Raw genomic sequence first — 18,943 nt, forward strand, 5'->3', positions numbered from 1 at the left:
CGTGATCGACCAAGCGCTGTCCGCGCGGGGCCCAGCCAGTGGTCTTGGCCATGTTGGTCTTGAGCGATGTTTCGTCAATAAATGCCAGTCTTTCCAGATGCCTGGCCATGAAGGGTTGGCGCTTGCCTATCCAGATGCGGCGCAGGTCGGCCACGTCCTGGCGCTTCTGTTCAAGCGCTTGCAGATCTTTTTTGTGTGACAGCCCGAGCCTGAGCAACAGTCGACCGACCGACGAGCGATGCACCTTTACTCCGTGCTCCGCGGCCAGTTCCACGGTCAGTTCGTCAATCGTCAGATCGGGCCTTGCCGCGATCCGGCGCTCCACCCAGCCCTTTACATCGGTCAGTTTGCCGAGCCCGGGATTGCCTTGAGGTTTCGGCGCAAGCGAGCCGGTCTCGCGCTTCAGACGCATCATGTCGTTGACGAACTTGATCGAAACGCACAGCCGCCGTGCCGCATAGGTATGCGTGCTGCCCTATTCGACAAGCCGCACCGCACGGTCACGCAACTCAACAGGATGCGGTTTGCTCGGTTGCTTGACCGGGTGCTCTGACCGTCTGTCTGGCCGATCACATAGCCATATGCGCAACGCAAAAAGCCCCCTGGTGAGGGGCTCGTTAAATGTTGACCAGGTGTTGACCAAAGTTGCACGCGCTTACACGAGTGAAACGCTCTGTCTTTAAGCCATTGATATTGTGTGCATATTTTGTTGCGGGGACAGGCTACCGCCGCAATTTTCCGGCGCCGTTCTGTTTGGTGTAAGGTAGAAGATCAAATGATCCGCGCACTTATGCGTCCGGCAAACCAACATCTGCAGGGCGCACCGGGCTGTTGCGGGCCACGTCGCGCGTAACCGCGCGTCCGATCACCTGCTCCAGATGTTTCGGGGCCATCCCATAGCCCGGACGCACCGACCGCACGGCATCGGCCGTCACCACCTGTCCGGCGCGCAAAGCTTGCACGAAATAGAGCGAGCGGCGGAATTGCACACTCCCCGCCTCGCTGCTCTTGCGCCCGTAATCAACTTGGCCCACCGCCTGCCATGCCGTGAGCGCACCGGAGCAGAGTGCCGCGAACTGATCGGGTTCCAGAGAAAAACTGTCATCCGGCCCGCCGCCGCTGCGGTCCAATGTCAAGTGTTTCTCGATAATGCAGGCCCCTAACGCCACGCTGGCAATGGCGGTCGTGTTGTCGAGCGTGTGATCCGACAGGCCAACCGGCACGCCAAAGCTGGCCGCCAGATCCGCGATGGTCGCAAGGTTGTAATCCGCGGCAGGGGCCGGGTAGCCGGACACACAATGCAACAATGCCAACGCGCCGCACCCGCCTGCCCGCGCCGCCGCGACCGCTTCTGCGATCTCTGCCTTGTCGGCCATCCCGGTCGAGATGATCATGGGCTTCCCCTTGGACGCCACGTAGCGGATCAGCGGCAGGTCCACGGCTTCGAAACTGGCGATCTTGTAGGCAGGCGCGTTCAGGCTTTCCAGCAGGTCCACCGCCGTGGGGTCGAAGGGCGAGGAGAACATCATGATCCCGCGTTTGGCGGCATGGGCGAAGAGCGTATCGTGCCAGTCCCACGGCGTATGCGCCCAGTCATACAGGTCATACAACCGCCGCCCGTTCCATAACCCGCCCGAGATCTGGAAGTCGGGCGTGTCGGCATCCAGCGTGATCGTATCGGGGCGGTAGGTCTGGATTTTGACCGCATCCGCCCCCGCCTCTACCGCCGCGTCGATGATCCGCAGCGCCTTTGCCAGATCACCATTATGGTTGGCCGAGAGTTCCGCAATCACATAAGGCGGGTGGCTGGGTCCGATAGAGCGACCGCCGATCATGATGTTAGTCATCGCTTTCGACCCTTGTTAGCTTAATGGAAAACACAGTGCCATGCATTTCAAAAAAGGCTGGAAATCTATTCGGATCACTGACTCTAATTTTATCGAATTGTTCTGCAATGGATAGGCTTGGGTCGAGCTTACTATCCCTTGGCGTTCTGCGCGGGTAATAGGTTGCCTCTTCGTCGGGCTGAGGATGAGGCGCATCACTGTTTTCAACCATCCGGATTACCTGATCCATAAGTGTGATTTCGGCTTCGAAAAGAGATGCATTGATCTCATTGTATAACTCATTGGGAGCTACGTTGAAGGTTTTCTTAGCCCAAATATCGCCGCTATCGACACGATCCTCAGCATTAATAGCCGATACTGTTATTATCCTTGCGCCTTCCAGAATTGCCCACACATGCGGACTCCAGCCGCGTCCCTTTGGCAAGTCGCTGGCGTGAAGGACAACACAATTCCCATAGAGCGTGCGTAGTTTTTCCGGGATCATTTCGGCACAGGATATAAGGAAAAGTATGTCGCCGGATTTCAATTGATCCCTGCTTCGCACAATCCTTATCTCGTGTTGCTGTGCACGCTCCTCCCTCCATCTTACGAGCCAAGGGTTGATTGGATGGTCCTGGCTTGAACAGAGCAAATCAATTTTCACGCAAGTCTCTCCATCTGAAGCGCTGCAACCACCCGCGCTGCACCGTCGCCATCGCAGATATATGCCGCACGTTCCGACATCGCGCCCAACCGCGGTCGCGCCTTGGTCAGTGCGGTTTGCAGGTTCTGCGCGAACTCCGGGGCATTCACTGGACCGGGGTCCAGTGCAGCGCCTGCGTCACTCAACGCGCGGGCGATCCCGGCCTGATTGTCGGCAATCTGCACAATGATCGCAGGCAGACCTAGTGCGCAACGCTCCCATGTCGTCGCACCAGCCGCGCCGATGGCCAGATCGGCCTGCGCCATGCGCGCGCCCATGTCGTTGATATCGACCGCCACCTCTGTCGGGCAAGGCATGGACCGCGCCACGACGCGCACATGGTCCAGCGCAGGCGCGTGGCTGCCCATCACGACGGTGATGCGCAGACCTTCGGGCAAGCTGGCCGCGCGCAACGCCAGCAGAATGGCAGATGTTGCGTCATCGGCATCGACCCCGCCCATCGAAATCAGCAGGTACCGCACGCCCCTGCCTGCACGCGCCAGCAGCGACTCGGCGCGCAGATCGGCGAATTCGGGCCGCAGCACCGCATAATGCGGCCCGATCAGGCGGAGGCAGCTCTCGGGCACAAACCCGTCATAATCCGTAGGCTTGCGCCCCAGATTCTGATCCAGCAACAGGTCGCAATCATGCGGGCGGTCGGCGAGGTCGTCCAGAACCATCAGCCGCGTGCCCTCTGGCCGGGCCACCCGCTGCCAGCGGGCATCGAAGGCGTAATGATCAAGGATCAGCCAATCGGGGCGCAGCTCTTCCAGTATCGTGCGGGTTTCGCGCGCATCATCCTGCCATTCGACCCCGGCCCAATCGGCATGATCGGGCGGACCTTCGGGCACGGGGCCGGTGGGCGCGGACAGGCAGGTCGTGGCAAACCCTTCTGCGGCCACGCGCGCTTCCATGTCACCGGGGAAACTGCGCAGGATGAAATGACAGGCGGCCCCGGCGTCGCGCAAGGCCCGCGCCAGCGTCAGACACCGCATGACATGACCGGTGCCGATCTGGATGGACGCATCTACCCGGAACGCAACCTTCATGCCCGGTCCTCGGCTTGCAGCGCGCGCATCATCCATTCGGCGCGGGTCCAGTCCTCGGGCATGTCGATATCCTGCACACGGTGGCGGGGAAGCGGCAAACCCTGCGCGCCTACCTCGAACACGCCGCGCGCGCTGGCCCATGTCGCGGCCTTGGCCCAGTAGAACTGGCCGGCATCGTGCCACGCCTCGGGCAGGTCTTGCGAGCGGGTGTGCATCTGGGCGGGGTCGATCATCTGGACCGCGCCGTCCGCATCCCGAAGCAAGGCGCGCTGGATGGGAAAGGCGTAGCTGGTCACGCTGACAACAAAGGCCGCGCCAGTTTCGGCAAGCTGCGCCTGCCCCGCGCGCAGATCTTCAGCCCGCACGAAGGGCGCTGTGGCATAGAGGCAACAGACAGGCATATCATCACTCAAGCCCAGCGCGCGTACGGCATGCGCAATCACCGGCAATGTGCCTGTCAGATCATCGGCCAGCGACGGGTCACGGCGAAACGGCACCTCGGCGCCATGCGCCTCGGCCACGGCGGCGATCTCGTCATCCTCGGTCGAGACGACGATCCGGTCAAAGCATCCCGTCGAATGTGCCGCCGTGATCGACCACGCGATCATCGGTTTGCCCAGAAAGGGGCGGATATTCTTGCGCCAGATGCGCTTGGACCCGCCGCGTGCCGGGATGATGCAAACGCTCATGCCGCCAGATGACGGGACAGCGCCGCCACGACCTGCGCCTGATCGCCATCGTTCAGACCCGCGTAAAGCGGGATGGAAATGGCGCGCGCGTAGTAATCCTCTGCCACAGGGCAATCACCCGGACCGAAGCCCAAGCCACGATAATAAGGTTGCAGATGCACGGGGATGTAATGCAGGTTCACCCCGATCCCGTCCGCGCGCAACCCTTCGAACACCGCGCGGTGGCGCGTGGCATCGTGCAGGCGGATGACATACAGGTGCCAGCTGGACACAGCACCCGTTAGCCGCCCCGGCAGGTCCAGCGCCATGCCTGCCAGCGCCACGTCATAGGCATCGGCCAGCGCGCGGCGGCGGGCGATGAACACGTCCAGCTGGTCCAACTGGCTTAGCCCCAGCGCGGCCTGCATATCCGTCATGCGGTAGTTCCAGCCCAGTTCCAATTGCTGATAATACCATGGGCCATCCGCGACGTGGGTCATCAAGGCGGGGTCGCGCGTAATACCGTGACTGCGCAAGCGCTCCATGCGTGCGGCAAGCCCTGCGTCATTGGTGAGCGCCATGCCCCCTTCGGCGCTCGTGATGATCTTGACCGGGTGAAAGCTGAACACGGTAATCTCGGAATGCGCGCAATTGCCCACCGGCGCGCCAAGGTAATCCGCACCGATGGAATGGCTCGCATCCTCTATCACGCGCACACCATGGGCACGGGCAAGCGCACTGATCCGCGCCATATCGGGTGACTGGCCACACATATGCACCGCCACCAGCACTTTGGGCAGGCGGCCTGCGCTGGCGGCCATGTCCAGCTTGTTGGCCAATTTGTCGGCGCAGATATTGAAGGTTTCAGAGTCGATATCAACGAAATCGACATCCGCCCCACAATACCGCCCGCAATTGGCCGACGCGACGAAGGTATTGGGCGAGGTCCAGAGCAGATCACCCGGTCCAAGGTCGAGAGCGGCGCAGGCGATATGCAGCGCAGATGTGGCCGAATTGACCGCAATGCCATAGGCCGCGCCCACCCGTTTGGATACCGCAGCTTCAAATTGCGGAACAACAGGGCCTTGCGTCAAGTAATCCGAGCGCAGCACCCGTTCCACCGCGTCAATATCGGCCTGCGAAATATCCTGCCGACCGTAAGGGATCATCAGAGAGCCCCGATCTTGTCGCGGTTGGCGGCGATCCAATTGGCCAGCGCTTCCGGTGGCAGCCATTCGGGGTTCTTGTCGCTGGTATAGCTGAAATCCTCAGCCACCTTCGCCCCGTCCTTGATGCGCGCAGGATCGTCCGACCATTGGTTGATAGCGGGCAAAATCTTGAAATGTTCGGCATATTCGTAGGTATAGGGCGCGTCTTCGACGCCAATCATCTGCTCGTGCAGCTTTTCTCCGGGGCGAATGCCGACCACGTCATGCGCGGCATCCGGCGCAACCACATGGGCTATGTCGGTGATGGTCATAGAGGGGATTTTCTTTACGTAAATCTCGCCGCCGATCATGTCCTCAAACGCGTGCCAGACCAGTTCCACCCCCTGTTCCAGAGAGATCATGAACCGTGTCATGCGTGGATCGGTAATCGGCAGCCGACCAGTATCCGCGACCGACTGGAAGAACGGGATGACCGACCCGCGCGAGCCCATGACATTGCCGTAGCGCACCACGGAAAACCGCGTGCCATGTTCGCCCGCATAGGCATTGCCCGCCACGAACAGCTTGTCCGACGCGAGTTTCGATGCGCCATAAAGGTTGATGGGCGAGGACGCCTTGTCGGTGGACAGCGCGACCACACCCTTCACGCCCTTGTCGATGGCTGCATCGATTACGTTCATCGCGCCATTCACATTGGTCTTGATGCATTCGAAAGGGTTGTATTCCGCCGTCGGCACGATCTTGGTCGCGGCAGCGTGGACAACATAATCCACCCCGTCGAACGCGCGATACAGACGCTCGCGGTCGCGGACATCGCCGATGAAGAACCGCACGCGCGGATCGTCGCCGTAAAGCTTGGCCATGTCCCATTGCTTCATCTCATCACGCGAAAAGACGATCAGCTTTTTCGGGCTGAACCGTTCCAAGGTCATGGGCACGAAGCAATGGCCGAAAGACCCGGTTCCACCAGTAACAAGTATGGTCGAGTTGCACAGCATCGCAGACCGTCTTTCGTTCGAGTCCCGGACTGGCCGCAGACACAAGGCATCTGCCCCGGAGAGGGCGTCTGGTTCGGGTGTTACCCGCGCAACACCGATTTTTCAACATTTTCACGCGCGGGGCCAGACTCTGGCGCAAAGGTTGGCGCAACATGCCCCTGAAGTAGCCCAAGCAATTGCCCGGCGCAGCGCGTGGCATTCTCCCGCGGGTCGGTCTCGGGGGCGACCCTCAGGTAATGGCGGTTGGTGTAACCGTCATGCATCCGCGCGTTCAAGGCCCCGCAGCGGGCTTCAAGCGCGGCATGATCCCAACGTAGCCCCGCGACATCTTCATAGCTCAGCCCCGGCGCGTAGGGCACCACCCCCGGCAGGCCGCGATACCATGCGCGCCCGAAGGTCAGCGCGGGTTTGCCTTGGCGGATGGCTTCCCACCCGGCGGTGCCGGTGACGCAGGCAACGAACCGCGCCCTCGCGGTCAAAACATGCGTGCTAACATGCGAGGGCAGGAATTGCACCGCCGGAATACGCCGCAACCGGTGAAAGAACATCGGGCCACGGTTATGGCCCATCTGCTTGGGGTTTTCCTTGACCAGAATACGCACACCCTCGGGCAGAATGTCGGCCAAGTGTTCGATCGCCAGCGCCTGATCGGCATAGATGCCGCCCAGCGCGCCGGTCGTCATCTCTGGCTCATATTGCAGGGGGAAATAGACATAGTCGCCGTCCAGATCGACCGCGCCATCCTCATGCTCCAGCAGATGCTCGAAATAGGCCAGATCGCGCTGGTGGAAGAACCCGGCGAACGGATCGCGCCAATCGGGCAGGCCCTCGCGGATGCGGCGCGCGCGCTTCAACAGCCCCAGCAGGTGCCCCGGTGCCAGCACGTTGGCCGGGTCGCGGTAAAGCTGCGATGCGACAATGCGCGCACCCTCGGACAGGGACAGCCGCCCCGCGCGCGTCTTCTCTTGGCCGACGCCTTTCATGTAGAACAATTCCGGCTGCTCGGACTGGTCTATGGAGAAAGGCGGGGCCGCAATCGACGGGAAATATCCCAGATCGTCCAGCGTGCTCATCGACACGAATTTTCCGTCAAACTGCGACTGCGTCAGGACAAGCGTTTTCAACCCCATCGTACGCGCAAGCTGATAGGCGATGGAATCGTAGCCCAGATGCGGGATCTCGAAAAACAGCGCATGGGTTGCGCCGGATTCGATGATCTGGCGGGCAAGCGCATCGGCCAGAATATGGAAGTAATCAACATATTCCTGCATATGGCGGATCGGGTGCGGGCGTATGTCATTGATCGTATCGCGCCGCTCCATATGGGCGACGAATTCCATCATCGCGCGGCCATAATCGGGCGACTGAAACAGCGCCATCGCCGCGCCCGCATGAAAATCGGCCTGCATCAGATGCCCGCGCCGCCCGGCCTTGCGGGTCATGCGCGACAGGGATGTGCCTTTGAAATCCGCATCCGTCCCACCAATGTGCAGCACAAGCTGAACCGCGTCGCCCGCCTGTTCGGTCAAAGCTTTCAGGATCGGCGCGTTGGACTTGGCCATTGCCACGCAAAAAAGCTTTATCGTCATATCACACGCGCTCTTACTGGATATAGTTTCGTAACCAAACAGGCACCAAACTTCAAGCCGCGCCCTTGCCCTGGGCAAAGGCGCGGAGGATTATGCCTAGAAATCATAGAAGGGCCGCAGGATGGAGCAACTTGACCAAGACGCAGGCGCACGGATGCACGATTGGGCGCGCGATCTTTGGCCCATCTGCCGGTCCATCACCGGGCCGGGTATTCGCCAGACGCTTGATTGGCTTGAGACGCGCCTGCCGGGTTTGCAGCGTCACCGCTTTGCCACCGGCGAGAAGGTCTTCGACTGGACGGTGCCGCAGGAATGGACCATCCGCGACGCCTGGATCGAGCATGAAAGCGGGCAGCGTTTTGCCGAATTCAACCGCAACACCCTGCATGTCATGGGCTATTCCGGCCCGATAGATGCCGAACTGGACCGCGCGGACCTTCTGTCGCTGATCTACACCCAAGCAGACCAGCCCGATGTCATCCCCTATGTGACCAGCTATTATACGCCGCGCGTCGGGTTCTGCATGGCCGACGCTCAGAAACAAACGCTGCCAAAGGGGCGCTACCGCGCGGTCATCGACAGCACCCTGGCCGATGGCGAACTGGTCCTGGGCGACCTGCTGATCCCCGGCGACAGCCCGCAAGAGGTGCTGTTCTCGACCTATATCTGCCACCCGTCCATGGCCAATAACGAGCTATCCGGCCCGGTTCTGGCAACCGCCTTGGCCGAGTATATCCGCGCCCTGCCCCGGCGACGCATGTCCTACCGCTTCTTGTTTTTGGCCGAAACGATTGGCGCGGTGGCCTATCTGTCGCGCCATCTGGACCATTTGAAAGCCCATGTGCAGGCCGGGTTCGTGCTGTCTTGCGTGGGCGATGAGCGCGCCTTCAGCCATGTGGAATCGCGCTACGGCACAACCCTGGCAGACAAGGCACTGGCCGCCGCCCTGCACGGGCGCGACAGTGCCAAACGCTACAGCTTTCTGGAGCGCGGCTCGGATGAGCGGCAGTTTTGCGCGCCGGGGGTCGATCTGCCGGTCGCCGGTTTTTGCCGCAGCAAATACGGCACCTACCCCGAATACCACACCAGCGCCGATGATCTGACGCTGGTTACGCCGACCGGCTTGGGCGAAAGCCATGCCGCGATGCGCAGTATTGTAGATGCATTTGAACTGCCCCCTGCGCCACATGTGACAGTTCTGGCAGAACCGCAACTAGGCAAGCGCGGGCTATACCCCACGCTCAGCCAGAAACAAGCCATCCACCCCGCGCGGTTTCGCATGAATGTGATCGCCTATTGCGATGGCACCAACAGCGTGTTCGACATTTGCGCCCGGATCGGGGCGAACTTGTCGGACGTGGTGGCCGAATTGCGCGTGTTGCACGCACATGGGCTGATCGCCTAGCCCTGCACCAACGATACCCGGTAATAGGCACGCAGATCGCCCCCGAAGCTAAGCTTGAAATAGCCGCGTTTGGGGCTGTTCACGCCTTCCAGATCAGCCTCTGCCACGCCCTCTTGCGCCAAGGCTTGCAGGGCGTGAAACAGCGCCATCGACCCGCAATGATCGTTGCGCAATTCGGGTTCATTCGCACCATACAGGTAATAAGCGCGTTTGGCGTCCAACCCGAAGACGACAATGCTGCCCAGATCGCCCTCGGGCGTCAGCGCGGCGAATATCCGCAAACGTCCTTCGCCCGCCAGACGGGTGCAGACGCGGCGCAGGAAATCGGCCTCTCCCGCCGCCATCTCCAGCCCCTGCCGCGCGAAGGTTCGGGCATACAGGTCAAGAAACACGTCGATATCGGTGCTGGCCAGCACCGTGATCCCGCTGTCGCGCGCGTAGCGCAAGGCCTGGCGGCGCGACTTGTTGCAGCCTTGGTAAAGCGCGGTCTGCTCCATCTCGGTGGCTTCGGGCGTCAGCGGCAAATAGCTGGTGTAGCGTAGGTCCAGCACCGGTTTCGGCCCGTCACCGCCGTAATTGTGCCACAGCACCGGGCGCAGATCGGCCAAGGCAGGCGCAGTGGCAAACCGCAGCTCTGTATACCGCTCGGCCAGTCCGGCGAAACAGGCGGCGGTGGTGCGGAACTGCTCGGCCAAGGCCTGCGCCGGGTTCTGCCGCGCGGCAGGCGACGCGGTCATGATCCCGCCATGGATGATATGCGGCGCAAGCACGGTGCGGCGCGGATCGGTCGGATCCTCGGCCAAAGCCACCGCGCCCGCAAACTGGTTGCCCTTGTGGCACAGCCACAGGGCCGGGGTGGCGTCCATCTCCTCGACAAAGGCGCTGAGGCTGAAAATTGTGCCCTCTGGTGCGGCCTCGACCACCCGGTCCCAAGCGGCTCCGGGCTCTGTCCGGTCCAGCCGGTATTTGGACAGGTCCATGAAACCGGGCACATAGAACGTACTTGTCGCAATGTCGGCCATATGCTAAGCGCCTTCCGTCGCAACGAAAACAGGTGCCTCATGCAGAGTTACGACCCGATCTGGGACGAAATATATGAGGCGGGCGACCAACTCAACCGCTATCCGTTTTCGTCAGTAGTGACATTCCTGTATCGCCATGCTCCCCGCGACCGCGCCCGCTCCGACATCCGCATTCTGGAAATCGGCTGCGGGGCGGGTAACAACCTGTGGTTCGCCGCCCGCGAAGGGTTCGACGTGACGGGGCTGGATGGCAGCGAGGCCGCGCTGGAATTCGCGCGCAAGCGGTTTGCGGAGGAGGGGTTGCAGGGCGAATTCGTCACCGGCGATTTCACCGATCTTCCATTTGACGCTGACAGCTTCGACATCGTGCTGGAACGTGGGGCCGTTTCCATGGCGCCCACCCGTGCCGCCCACAAAGCGATCGAGGAAGCCGCCCGCGTGCTGCGCCCCGGCGGATTGATGTATGCCGAGATTTACTCCGACCGCGCCACCACGCTCGGACGCGAAGGCGAGGACGGGGTGCTTCTGGACACCGAAGGGCCTTTTTCTGGCGTTGGTCAAATAGCACTATATGGCATGCGTGGTATAGCTGACCTGTTTAAACCTCATTTGGAAATAATAAATCTTTCTCATCAAGAAACAATTCAAACAGAGCCAAAACCTGTGCAAATATTTGCGAACTGGAATATTATCTGCAAAAAGGCGGATTGATGAGAAAACGAGAGGTTATTATTCTTGGTTCAGGGTTCCGTGGCTTAGCAGCTGCTTTTTTTCTTTCTTCAAAAGGTGCGAATGTCGTAGTTCTCGAAAAAGCTCCTCAATTTGGTGGTGTACTTTCTGGAAAGATATGGGAAGGTTTTCATTTAGATTATGGATGTCATCTATTCGACAATAATAGAAAAGACATCACCGACTTTTATCTTGAAATGGTTGAAGATGATGATTTTTTCGTTGACACCCCTGTTCAATACTCATCAGTCTTAAATGGACGGGTGACGCATGGGCTTGCCATTCCAGACCTGTCATTGCTGCCTAAACCTCTTGTTTCGCAGGCCTTGCTTGAATTACTAGAGATGGTTACGTCAAACTCAGCTAAAAGCAGTCAAACTACACTCTTTGAAGTTCTTGTTAACAGATTTGGTGATACAGCGTCGCAGCTACTAGCACCAAGCATAGAAAAAGTGTACGGAAATCCCTCGAAAGATCTCTGCCGATCAGCGTTGAATCAAGGCCTGTTTAAGCGTGTGAAGCTTCTGCCAGACGACATCGGCAACCTTTTAAAAATTATGCCGCCCTTAGACGAAAGGATCGCGGTCAAAGCTGATAGTAACCTTAATTCGCCATACCCAAACTCAAGCCCGAAATTTGGTCGGAACTTTTATCCAGCAAAACACGGCATGAGCGGCTTTGTACGAAGAGCCGTTGATGTTCTGAAAAGTCGTGGAGTATCTTTCTTTTCTAGCACGGGTGATATGGAATTAGAGTTTCGGGACAAGAACATAAACGTCAAGTGTCAGAATATTGGCCATTTTAGCTGTGATAATATTGTTTCAACCCTTAGCCCGAGTGATACTGAAACGCAAATATTAGCATCAAGAAGACTTTGTGACAAAATATGTCCGATTCCAATGACGCTGCTTTACTTTAAGGTCAACTCGCATGACGTATCATCAGTCACCTATTCTCATAATTTCGATATAGAGAGTATTGCATTCCGGATATCAAACGCAGGAAGTTATGGAAATCAGTATGACAGGGAAGGACAAACCTATATTTGCATTGAATGTCCAACTAATCTTACAGAGGTTGTGTGGGAAAATCCTTCGTCGAAGGTGACGGAAATTTGGCAAGCTGTAATTTCGTCTGGTGCGGTTAAAACTGGTGCGATGTATGATAATTTTTTAATATTGCAGACACCACGATCTTACAGCGTTCCTCTCAGAGGATATGAAGCGCTAGAGAATCAAGTTTTTGACTTACTGTCAACACATTACCCCCGGCTGATAAATCTTTCGTCGCTTTCTTTTTCGAAAAATGAAATTGTCTCGGATGTTGTCTCTAAATTAGAGATTTTGTAACTTTGCCATAAAAATAGGGGTCGCTTCGCGCGTTTTGTGTGGGTCAAGAGGTGTTGGCCTGTTCGGGCTGGTACCAGATGTTGGGGTTACGACGTGAGGCGCGTCTGGCGTGGAGACCGCGAATATCGCAGCGCCTGACGCGCCGGATCTGTTGGCCTACGCTACGTTCCAAGGCAGAATATGGCTTCCTGAGCCCAGCAGATGCGGAGGAACCATGGGGCCCAAGACGAGCTTGTTCACGATAGCGCTTGGCCTGTAATATGATCTTTCCGCGCCGTAGGCATAAGCATAAGCATAGGCATAGGCATAGGCATAGGCATAGGCATAGGCATAGGCATAGGCATAGGAGCTGGGTGACGGCTTGACAACGGAACGCGAAGACTATTTTTAACATAGCAATCATATGGATTCGCTAGCTTTTTTGCTTCGCTTTTCTTGGCAGCGCTAGTGGGAACGACATTTGCGCTTGCGTCGTGCATAGTTTTTAGAAATTTTTTGCTGCAGTTCTGGTCTATTAGGTTTGAGTATGCACTGTTTTTATTTTCTTAAGCGTGCTCGCGTTTGTGCGGCGCTTATATTTTGATTAACCTTCGAATACCAAGAAAACAGAAAGTACGGCCTGACCCTTCAAGTGTTTTTATGGTTCATGTGCAGCCACTTTCACGCAAAGCCAGCCTGATGACATGAATATGCTATGCTGAAAGGTCATGCGGCCCATTAGGGGAGTTGTCGCATAGTCTGAAGCAGAAAGTGTATGCTGAGGCGGGCGAGCAATACTTAAAGTGACTCCTTGCGCGAAAGGACAAAATATAAATCGAAAGATAGATGTTAAACTTGTGCCAAGCGTTTATTTAGATGCGAAGATCAAGGGGCATCACAATGAAAACAAATGGTTTTTTCATGCGGACGCAAACCGCGACCTTTCTATCTGCATCTATGTTGTTGGCAGCCTGCTTGGAAGCGCCAGTAAGCGAGATGTTGTGCTGGAACCAGCGCGGGCAGTACTATTGCATGCCCATGCAAGCAGTGCGCGCAGGCGGGGCAAATGTTCCTGCCAGCTCTGGCGGCACCATTTACACGGCCCCACCGCCGGGCGCGACAGTCGTTGCTCCGCCGACAGCCTCGGCATCGGCCTCCAACGGGAATACAACCGCCACAGCAGGATCAGGCGGTTCGAATTCGGCTTGGGGGGCATCGGCCTCTGCGGTCGATGGAAACACAACGGCCACCTCAGGCGCTGGCGCGGCTTCTGCAAGTGACGGAAGCGTGACTGCCGCATCGGGCGGTAGCGCTGCTGCGGCGAGCAATGGGAGCGTTGCGGCTACCGGGGGCGGTGGAGCTGCCGCAGCCAGTGATGGCTCCGCAACCGTCACCAGCGGTGGTGCGGGCTCCAGCGCGAGCCACGAGCACAGTGACGGCGCGACAAGCACCAATGGTGGATCTGCCGCATCCGCAAGTTCCGGATCGGCAACTGCTGCCAGTTCTTTTGCTGCAGCCGCGGCGAGTAACGGAAGCGTCGCCGTATCAGGAGTGGGCGGAGCTGCCGCCGCCAGTAATGGCTCTGTCACTGCGGTGAGTGACTAAGGCCAGCTGCCGACAGGAGGCTCAAGCCATGCTTTTGAAGCAAACTTACCGTGGCCAAAAGCTGGTCACGCTGGTTGTTATGTCGTTCATCTTTATTGGCGGCAATTCAGGTATTTCTGACGCTCAGAATGTCTCGGGGCCGGGTCAGTCCTGGTCGGCCACCTGGGGGTTCTCATCACCCTCAGACAGATCTCTGAGACTTCAGGCGGCTCAGGCTATTCGCAATGCTGAGCGTGGGTCAGACCCCACGACGATAGTGAACAACTACAATGACAATCGTTCGAATTACCAAGAGGTTGTAACCGAAAGTGGGACGTTGGGCGCTATAGATTTCCAAATTGGGGATGAAATTGGGCAGAACACCAATGCTGTCGGTGCCATGAATACGGGAAGTACTGAGATAAGTATTACCGGAGACGGCAATCTGGTCGATGCGATCAATAGCGCCGACTCTAACGGTTGTGTCGACGGAAGTGTCCTGAACGAGACCTTATCATTGCTCGGCGCGCTTGAGCAGGGCAACGGGTTCGATGTTCAACTTGGGAACAGCCCAAACAGCGCTTGTGATTAACAGCACAAGATACTCAAACATGCCAGTCGCTGTTAGACCGAGCGGCCGAAAATACTCGAATTGAGGGTACTTATGCGTTCTTATTTGGCCAGCTTCATTATTGGAGTCTCGGCCCTTTCAATCTCGTCTTGCGGAATAATCGGATCGGCCATGACACCGGCGACCCGCAATGTAGCTTTGCCGGATGGTCCGCCGGTTGAGGAGATTATTACCAACTTCGACGAGGCGCTGGTTTGTTTGCGGGGGCACATTCCGGAGGAGATTACTTTTGGGGCTGGGCAGGTCGTCGATGCGACCGGCCGTGAAAGCTATGCAGAGGGCAGCACTGGGCGTTTTGTCAGCCAAGGTGCGGCAGAAATGGTGCAATCTGCCATGTTCCGGGCCGGGGCATCGGTCGTTAATCGTCGCGATCCGCAAATTCTGGTCACGGAAACCCAATGGGGCATACGCGACATTCAGCGTCAGATACCGGTGAACTTCTTTATTTCGGGCAGCATAAACAGCCTAGACTTTATTCCGGGCGGCGGCGGTTCGGTAGAGATTGGCGGTGTCGGACCACGTTATCGTCAAAGTCGTATCTTGATTGGTCTTGACCTGTCATTGACGGATGCATTCACGGGACGGATTCTTGCCTCTGTACCATTACAGCGGCAAATTTTCTCGCGGGAGGTTGGTTTTAGCGCGGGCCGCTTCTTTGGGGATACGCTTCTTAGTCTGGATGCGGGTGGACAAGAAAGGGAAGCGGTGCATTTCGTGCTGCGCCAGATGCTCAATCTCGCGACCTTCGAGTTATTGGGCCAATTGGTCCCTGAAAATCAGTATCGCGAATGTCGTGTACTAATCGAACCGTTCACAGGACGGATTGAAACTCAGCGGAGTGCGACCGATAATTTCATTCGATCAGCTATGTCCACTGCGTCAGAGGGCGGCGCTCAGACACAGGCCGGCGCGCCTGCCGCGCAGCCCAGAGCTGCAGTTTCTGCAGGGCAACCTTCTGCCGATGAGACCAGAATCGCAGCGGCGGCTTCGGTCGATGGACAGATAAAAGCGCTTGTGGACCGTGCGACCATAGCTGCGGTGCGCGCGATCTCTGCCGCCGCAGAAGCGAAAGGGTCCGACAGCTCCAATCGGGCTGCAAAGACGGCAGAGGCCGTGCAGCTTGCGCGTGCGGCCGTGCAAATATTGCAGCGTGCGGCAGAGTTGGGCCTGAGCGGCGCGGAGGGGGATGCCGCCGCAGTCGTGGTGCAGCGCGCCATGGAAGATGCGATGGGTGTTTACGCGGAGATTCAGGCCGAAACACCGCAATCGCCGGCGCTTGAAGAACCGTTGGAGCAGGCTGTGCCACCAGATGACGCGTCACCGTCCGGTCCGCCGCCACATGCCAATGCCATACCCGGCGGGCCAGGAGCGTTGACGCAACCCTCACCAATGATCGCGCCATCGCTTGATGGCGCCAATGGATCACAAGACACGGAGCTTCTCTTTGGCAGCCCGTAGAACAGAATTTGCCGCCGTACCCCCATGCGGAGGCAGATAGGAAACCAGCCCTTCCGGGGCGGTTTCCGAAGAACGGGGCCCTGAAAACCCTCGAAACATATCTGACAGCTGCAGGGAGGCTGTCAAAACAGGAAAGAGAACGCTTATGAAAAAGCTTCTTGTTACGACGTCTGCAATGGCAATGTTGGCCATGTCGGGCGCTGCATTCGCTCAGGATGCCGATTTCACCTTGGTCGACGACAATGCGAACGTCGATTCAGGTGCAAGCCTGTTGTCTCAGGTATTGTCCGATGCATCGGCGATTCAGATTAACATGCTGAACGCAGCGGAAAACCTGGCCAACCTTGATGGATCCATCAACGTGCTGGAATCCGCGAATGTTGACCTGCTGTTGCAGGAACTGACCTCGACAGTAAGCTTCGGCGGCGGCGAGCAGCTCTACACGTGGGAACTTCCCGACGGGACCGTGCTGACCGGCACGCAAACCGAATACGAAACCTCGATCGCAACCCAGACTGTGAGCTGGACCGATGAAGGGACAACATTCTATGGCACCGTCGCAGAGTATGACGCGGCGGTCGCTGCAGATGATGAAGAAACTCCTTCGGTGAGCAGTGCAACAGACGTCGTTGCAGACCTGGTTGAAGTCAACGATGCAGAAGACACCTTTGCGGGTCTGTTGAAAGGCGTGTCGCAGACCGTCGACGGCACCACCGCGATCGACTTCTTCGATGCCGCAACCACGGTTGACGCGCTGCAAACCGACGTTAAGAACCTGACCACCACGGTCATCGGTGCGCTGAACACCGGTATCATTGGTCAGAACGATGGTACTGGCAGCATCGCCGGCAATATTCTGACCATGGCCAACATGGAACTGGAATCGGTCGCGCAAACCACCGGCTCTCTGGCACAATCTGCCAACTACTTCGAGCCGGGCAACCTGCAGCTGGCAAACATCGCCACCAACATGGCGACCGTTGTCGACGCAAGCGTGAACATCGACCAGCTGATGGCCAATGTCGACACTGTCGAAACCACGCTCATCGGTGCTTTGAACACGGGCGACATTGCTGCCAGCGTGAACCAGAACGCGTCGAACCTGACGCAGGCGCTTGTCGGTCAGTAAGGCATTACAAAGCCAAGGCACATTTCTATCACGTGTCCTTTCATGGGCGGCAAATCGCCCATGAATCCTTTCGCGCCCTTCAGGATTCCGCCATGGGTCATGCACCTAAATCATTGCGCATACGATCATGCATTTGCGCGTTTCTACTGGTTGGGTTTTCAGGCAGCGCGAGCGCGCAGGAATTCGATAGCGTTGTCGCACTGACATTGAACAACAGTCAGAACCTGACAAACGCACTTAAAGACGTCACCAGGAACAAAACGCTCACCGTGAACGATATCAAGATGCAGGCTGGATCGCCCCGACAGAACGCGTTCGGCGGTTCGGATCAATCCATGCCCGCTACGGCAAGCATTGGGCCGAAAGTGTTGGGTGTGGCGCCGGCACCCAGTGCAGCGGATGTGTCCCGAGTTCCAAGCGGGCCTTCCGTTCCAGCCATTCGGCGCCCCAGTCAGCTTCAGCTGACATTCGACTCGGACATCACCGCCGATCTGCCGGAGTCCACGTCGCCTATCGCACCGCTCGTCGCCGGACAATTGGACACAGCCGAGAATTTGATTCCATTTCAGATCGGTGCGCCTGAGTCAAAGTGACAGTCGCGGGTAGTGCAGGTCTGGTAAGCTGATCGCGGCGGTCTTGGCGCAAGGCCATGAACTAGGGTTTTGGGAACGTACATGAAGAAATCGATTGCCGTTTGTTTGATCAGCGCCATGACCGCTTACCCCGCGATGGCGGAGGGACTGTTGCAAGAGGTGCTGCAAAGTGCAGAGAGCTTCGACGCGCTTTTCCTGAACAGCGCAGAAAATTCCGCCCTACTGGATGGTGGCGTTACCATTGTCATACAGACACCGACGACCGCCGGTGTGCCTGCGATTACTGACCTTGATGCGGGCTTCGTGACAGACGGCGTAAATGCCAGCCAATCCCCCGACGTCAGTATCACTGATGTAAGCACGGGCGTCACAGGCGTAATTCAGACTGGTTCCATCGATGTAGCCGTCCAACAATCATCTTTGCTTGTCGTGCCAGGCATGCTCGCTTCGCCACGCGGCACGTCGACTGGCTGGATCAGCACAACTCCTGACCGGTCAGTGATCGCGTCCGTTCCTTTGGCCATCGGACAAGCCGCTATGTCAAACACATCTGCCACACCGCTGCCGATGGTCATGCAACCAAACGGCCCATTGATCGTTTCAAATGCCAGCCAAAACACCGGGAATGTTTACGGCGGGGTGTCCGCCTCGGGCAACATGGGATCTGTAGAGATAAATGATATTTCAACTAATGCCATGGGTGTGCAGTCGGCATCTTCGATCTCGATCATGATAAATAATAACTAAGTCAATCCACAGAAATAGCTTCACCCGATGCCCATTCCTTTGAAGGTGAGGATCATGGATGACGACCTGCGAAGCATGACATGCACCTTTCTCACGGAAGTCTTCAGTTTTGCCGGTCACCCAACAAAAACAACTGCATAATGCGGCCACTAGCGTTCAGCTTTCGAGACGGAATCATGCTTGGTCCCAAGATCGATGGCCCCGATCTTGCTGCTGCAAACCTTGATTTCCAACGCTTGCTTTGTGACCAAAAAGGCCACGCTGACTAGCAGCGTGGCCAGGTAACGTGCTAAGGGCATCAATACAGGCACATAT

The 18,943-nt window shown here is 57.7% G+C and carries 18 protein-coding genes; 8 read left to right on the top strand and 10 right to left on the bottom strand.

Going from position 1 to position 18,943, the window contains the following annotated elements:
• The 8 genes from M3N55_RS15045 to M3N55_RS15080 form a co-directional block, all read right to left on the bottom strand.
• The coding region (locus tag M3N55_RS15045) for a transposase (RefSeq protein ID WP_487392690.1) at positions 1-415 on the bottom strand (415 nt) is incomplete at its 3' end.
• 373 nt (positions 416-788) lie between these two features.
• Complete coding sequence (pseI, locus tag M3N55_RS15050; RefSeq protein WP_249060622.1) at positions 789-1,847, bottom strand: pseudaminic acid synthase; 1,059 nt, start codon at positions 1,845-1,847, stop codon at positions 789-791.
• Complete coding sequence (locus M3N55_RS15055) at positions 1,840-2,490, bottom strand: formyltransferase family protein (RefSeq protein ID WP_249060623.1); 651 nt, start codon at positions 2,488-2,490, stop codon at positions 1,840-1,842. The genes pseI and M3N55_RS15055 overlap by 8 nt, the downstream gene beginning before the upstream one ends.
• Positions 2,487-3,578, bottom strand: a complete 1,092-nt coding sequence (gene pseG / locus M3N55_RS15060; RefSeq protein ID WP_249060624.1) for a UDP-2,4-diacetamido-2,4,6-trideoxy-beta-L-altropyranose hydrolase — start codon at positions 3,576-3,578, stop codon at positions 2,487-2,489. The genes M3N55_RS15055 and pseG overlap by 4 nt, the downstream gene beginning before the upstream one ends.
• Positions 3,575-4,267, bottom strand: coding sequence for a pseudaminic acid cytidylyltransferase (gene pseF, locus M3N55_RS15065; RefSeq protein WP_249060629.1), 693 nt, complete (start codon positions 4,265-4,267; stop codon positions 3,575-3,577). The genes pseG and pseF overlap by 4 nt, the downstream gene beginning before the upstream one ends.
• Positions 4,264-5,415 carry a UDP-4-amino-4,6-dideoxy-N-acetyl-beta-L-altrosamine transaminase gene (gene pseC / locus M3N55_RS15070; RefSeq protein WP_249060631.1) on the bottom strand — a complete coding sequence of 384 codons (1,152 nt, stop codon included), beginning with the start codon at positions 5,413-5,415 and terminating at the stop codon, positions 4,264-4,266. The genes pseF and pseC overlap by 4 nt, the downstream gene beginning before the upstream one ends.
• Complete coding sequence (pseB, locus tag M3N55_RS15075; protein ID WP_249060634.1) at positions 5,415-6,413, bottom strand: UDP-N-acetylglucosamine 4,6-dehydratase (inverting); 999 nt, start codon at positions 6,411-6,413, stop codon at positions 5,415-5,417. Before pseB ends, pseC begins: the two co-directional genes overlap by 1 nt.
• Before the next feature lie 80 nt (positions 6,414-6,493).
• Entirely contained in the window at positions 6,494-8,002 is a 1,509-nt protein-coding gene (locus tag M3N55_RS15080; RefSeq protein WP_249060637.1) for a capsular polysaccharide export protein, LipB/KpsS family, read from the bottom strand.
• 121 nt (positions 8,003-8,123) lie between these two features.
• Here M3N55_RS15080 and M3N55_RS15085 point away from each other — a divergent pair, with 121 nt between their 5' ends.
• Complete coding sequence (locus M3N55_RS15085) at positions 8,124-9,407, top strand: DUF4910 domain-containing protein (RefSeq protein ID WP_249060639.1); 1,284 nt, start codon at positions 8,124-8,126, stop codon at positions 9,405-9,407.
• On the opposite strand, the gene M3N55_RS15090 is transcribed toward M3N55_RS15085, so the two are convergent.
• Positions 9,404-10,429 carry a GNAT family N-acetyltransferase gene (locus tag M3N55_RS15090; RefSeq protein WP_249060646.1) on the bottom strand — a complete coding sequence of 342 codons (1,026 nt, stop codon included), beginning with the start codon at positions 10,427-10,429 and terminating at the stop codon, positions 9,404-9,406. The genes M3N55_RS15085 and M3N55_RS15090 overlap by 4 nt on opposite strands.
• Positions 10,430-10,468: 39 nt before the next feature.
• Here M3N55_RS15090 and M3N55_RS15095 point away from each other — a divergent pair, with 39 nt between their 5' ends.
• Together M3N55_RS15095 and M3N55_RS15100 are read left to right on the top strand one after the other, a co-directional pair.
• On the top strand, positions 10,469-11,140 hold the full coding sequence (locus M3N55_RS15095; protein WP_249060648.1) for a class I SAM-dependent methyltransferase: 672 nt from the start codon (positions 10,469-10,471) through the stop codon (positions 11,138-11,140).
• Positions 11,140-12,507 carry an NAD(P)-binding protein gene (locus tag M3N55_RS15100; RefSeq protein WP_249060650.1) on the top strand — a complete coding sequence of 456 codons (1,368 nt, stop codon included), beginning with the start codon at positions 11,140-11,142 and terminating at the stop codon, positions 12,505-12,507. Before M3N55_RS15095 ends, M3N55_RS15100 begins: the two co-directional genes overlap by 1 nt.
• A gap of 1,073 nt (positions 12,508-13,580) precedes the next feature.
• Here the strand turns inward: M3N55_RS15100 and M3N55_RS15105 are convergent.
• Entirely contained in the window at positions 13,581-14,075 is a 495-nt protein-coding gene (locus M3N55_RS15105; protein WP_249060653.1) for a hypothetical protein, read from the bottom strand.
• 44 nt (positions 14,076-14,119) lie between these two features.
• On the opposite strand from M3N55_RS15105, the gene M3N55_RS15110 reads away from it, so the two are divergent.
• The 5 genes from M3N55_RS15110 to M3N55_RS15130 all read left to right on the top strand — a co-directional run bounded on the left by M3N55_RS15110 (position 14,120) and on the right by M3N55_RS15130 (position 18,628).
• Positions 14,120-14,662 carry a hypothetical protein gene (locus tag M3N55_RS15110; protein ID WP_249060655.1) on the top strand — a complete coding sequence of 181 codons (543 nt, stop codon included), beginning with the start codon at positions 14,120-14,122 and terminating at the stop codon, positions 14,660-14,662.
• A 150-nt stretch (positions 14,663-14,812) separates the two neighbouring features.
• On the top strand, positions 14,813-16,159 hold the full coding sequence (locus M3N55_RS15115; RefSeq protein ID WP_249060657.1) for a CsgG/HfaB family protein: 1,347 nt from the start codon (positions 14,813-14,815) through the stop codon (positions 16,157-16,159).
• Positions 16,160-16,304: 145 nt separating this feature from the next.
• Positions 16,305-17,288, top strand: coding sequence for a hypothetical protein (locus tag M3N55_RS15120; RefSeq protein WP_249060659.1), 984 nt, complete (start codon positions 16,305-16,307; stop codon positions 17,286-17,288).
• A 92-nt stretch (positions 17,289-17,380) separates the two neighbouring features.
• Complete coding sequence (locus M3N55_RS15125; RefSeq protein WP_249060660.1) at positions 17,381-17,881, top strand: hypothetical protein; 501 nt, start codon at positions 17,381-17,383, stop codon at positions 17,879-17,881.
• A gap of 81 nt (positions 17,882-17,962) precedes the next feature.
• Complete coding sequence (locus M3N55_RS15130) at positions 17,963-18,628, top strand: hypothetical protein (RefSeq protein WP_249060662.1); 666 nt, start codon at positions 17,963-17,965, stop codon at positions 18,626-18,628.
• The last annotated feature ends 315 nt before the right edge of the window (positions 18,629-18,943 follow it).

The organism is Roseinatronobacter domitianus (genome assembly GCF_023336755.1).
Taxonomy (GTDB): Bacteria; Pseudomonadota; Alphaproteobacteria; order Rhodobacterales; family Rhodobacteraceae; genus Roseinatronobacter; species Roseinatronobacter domitianus.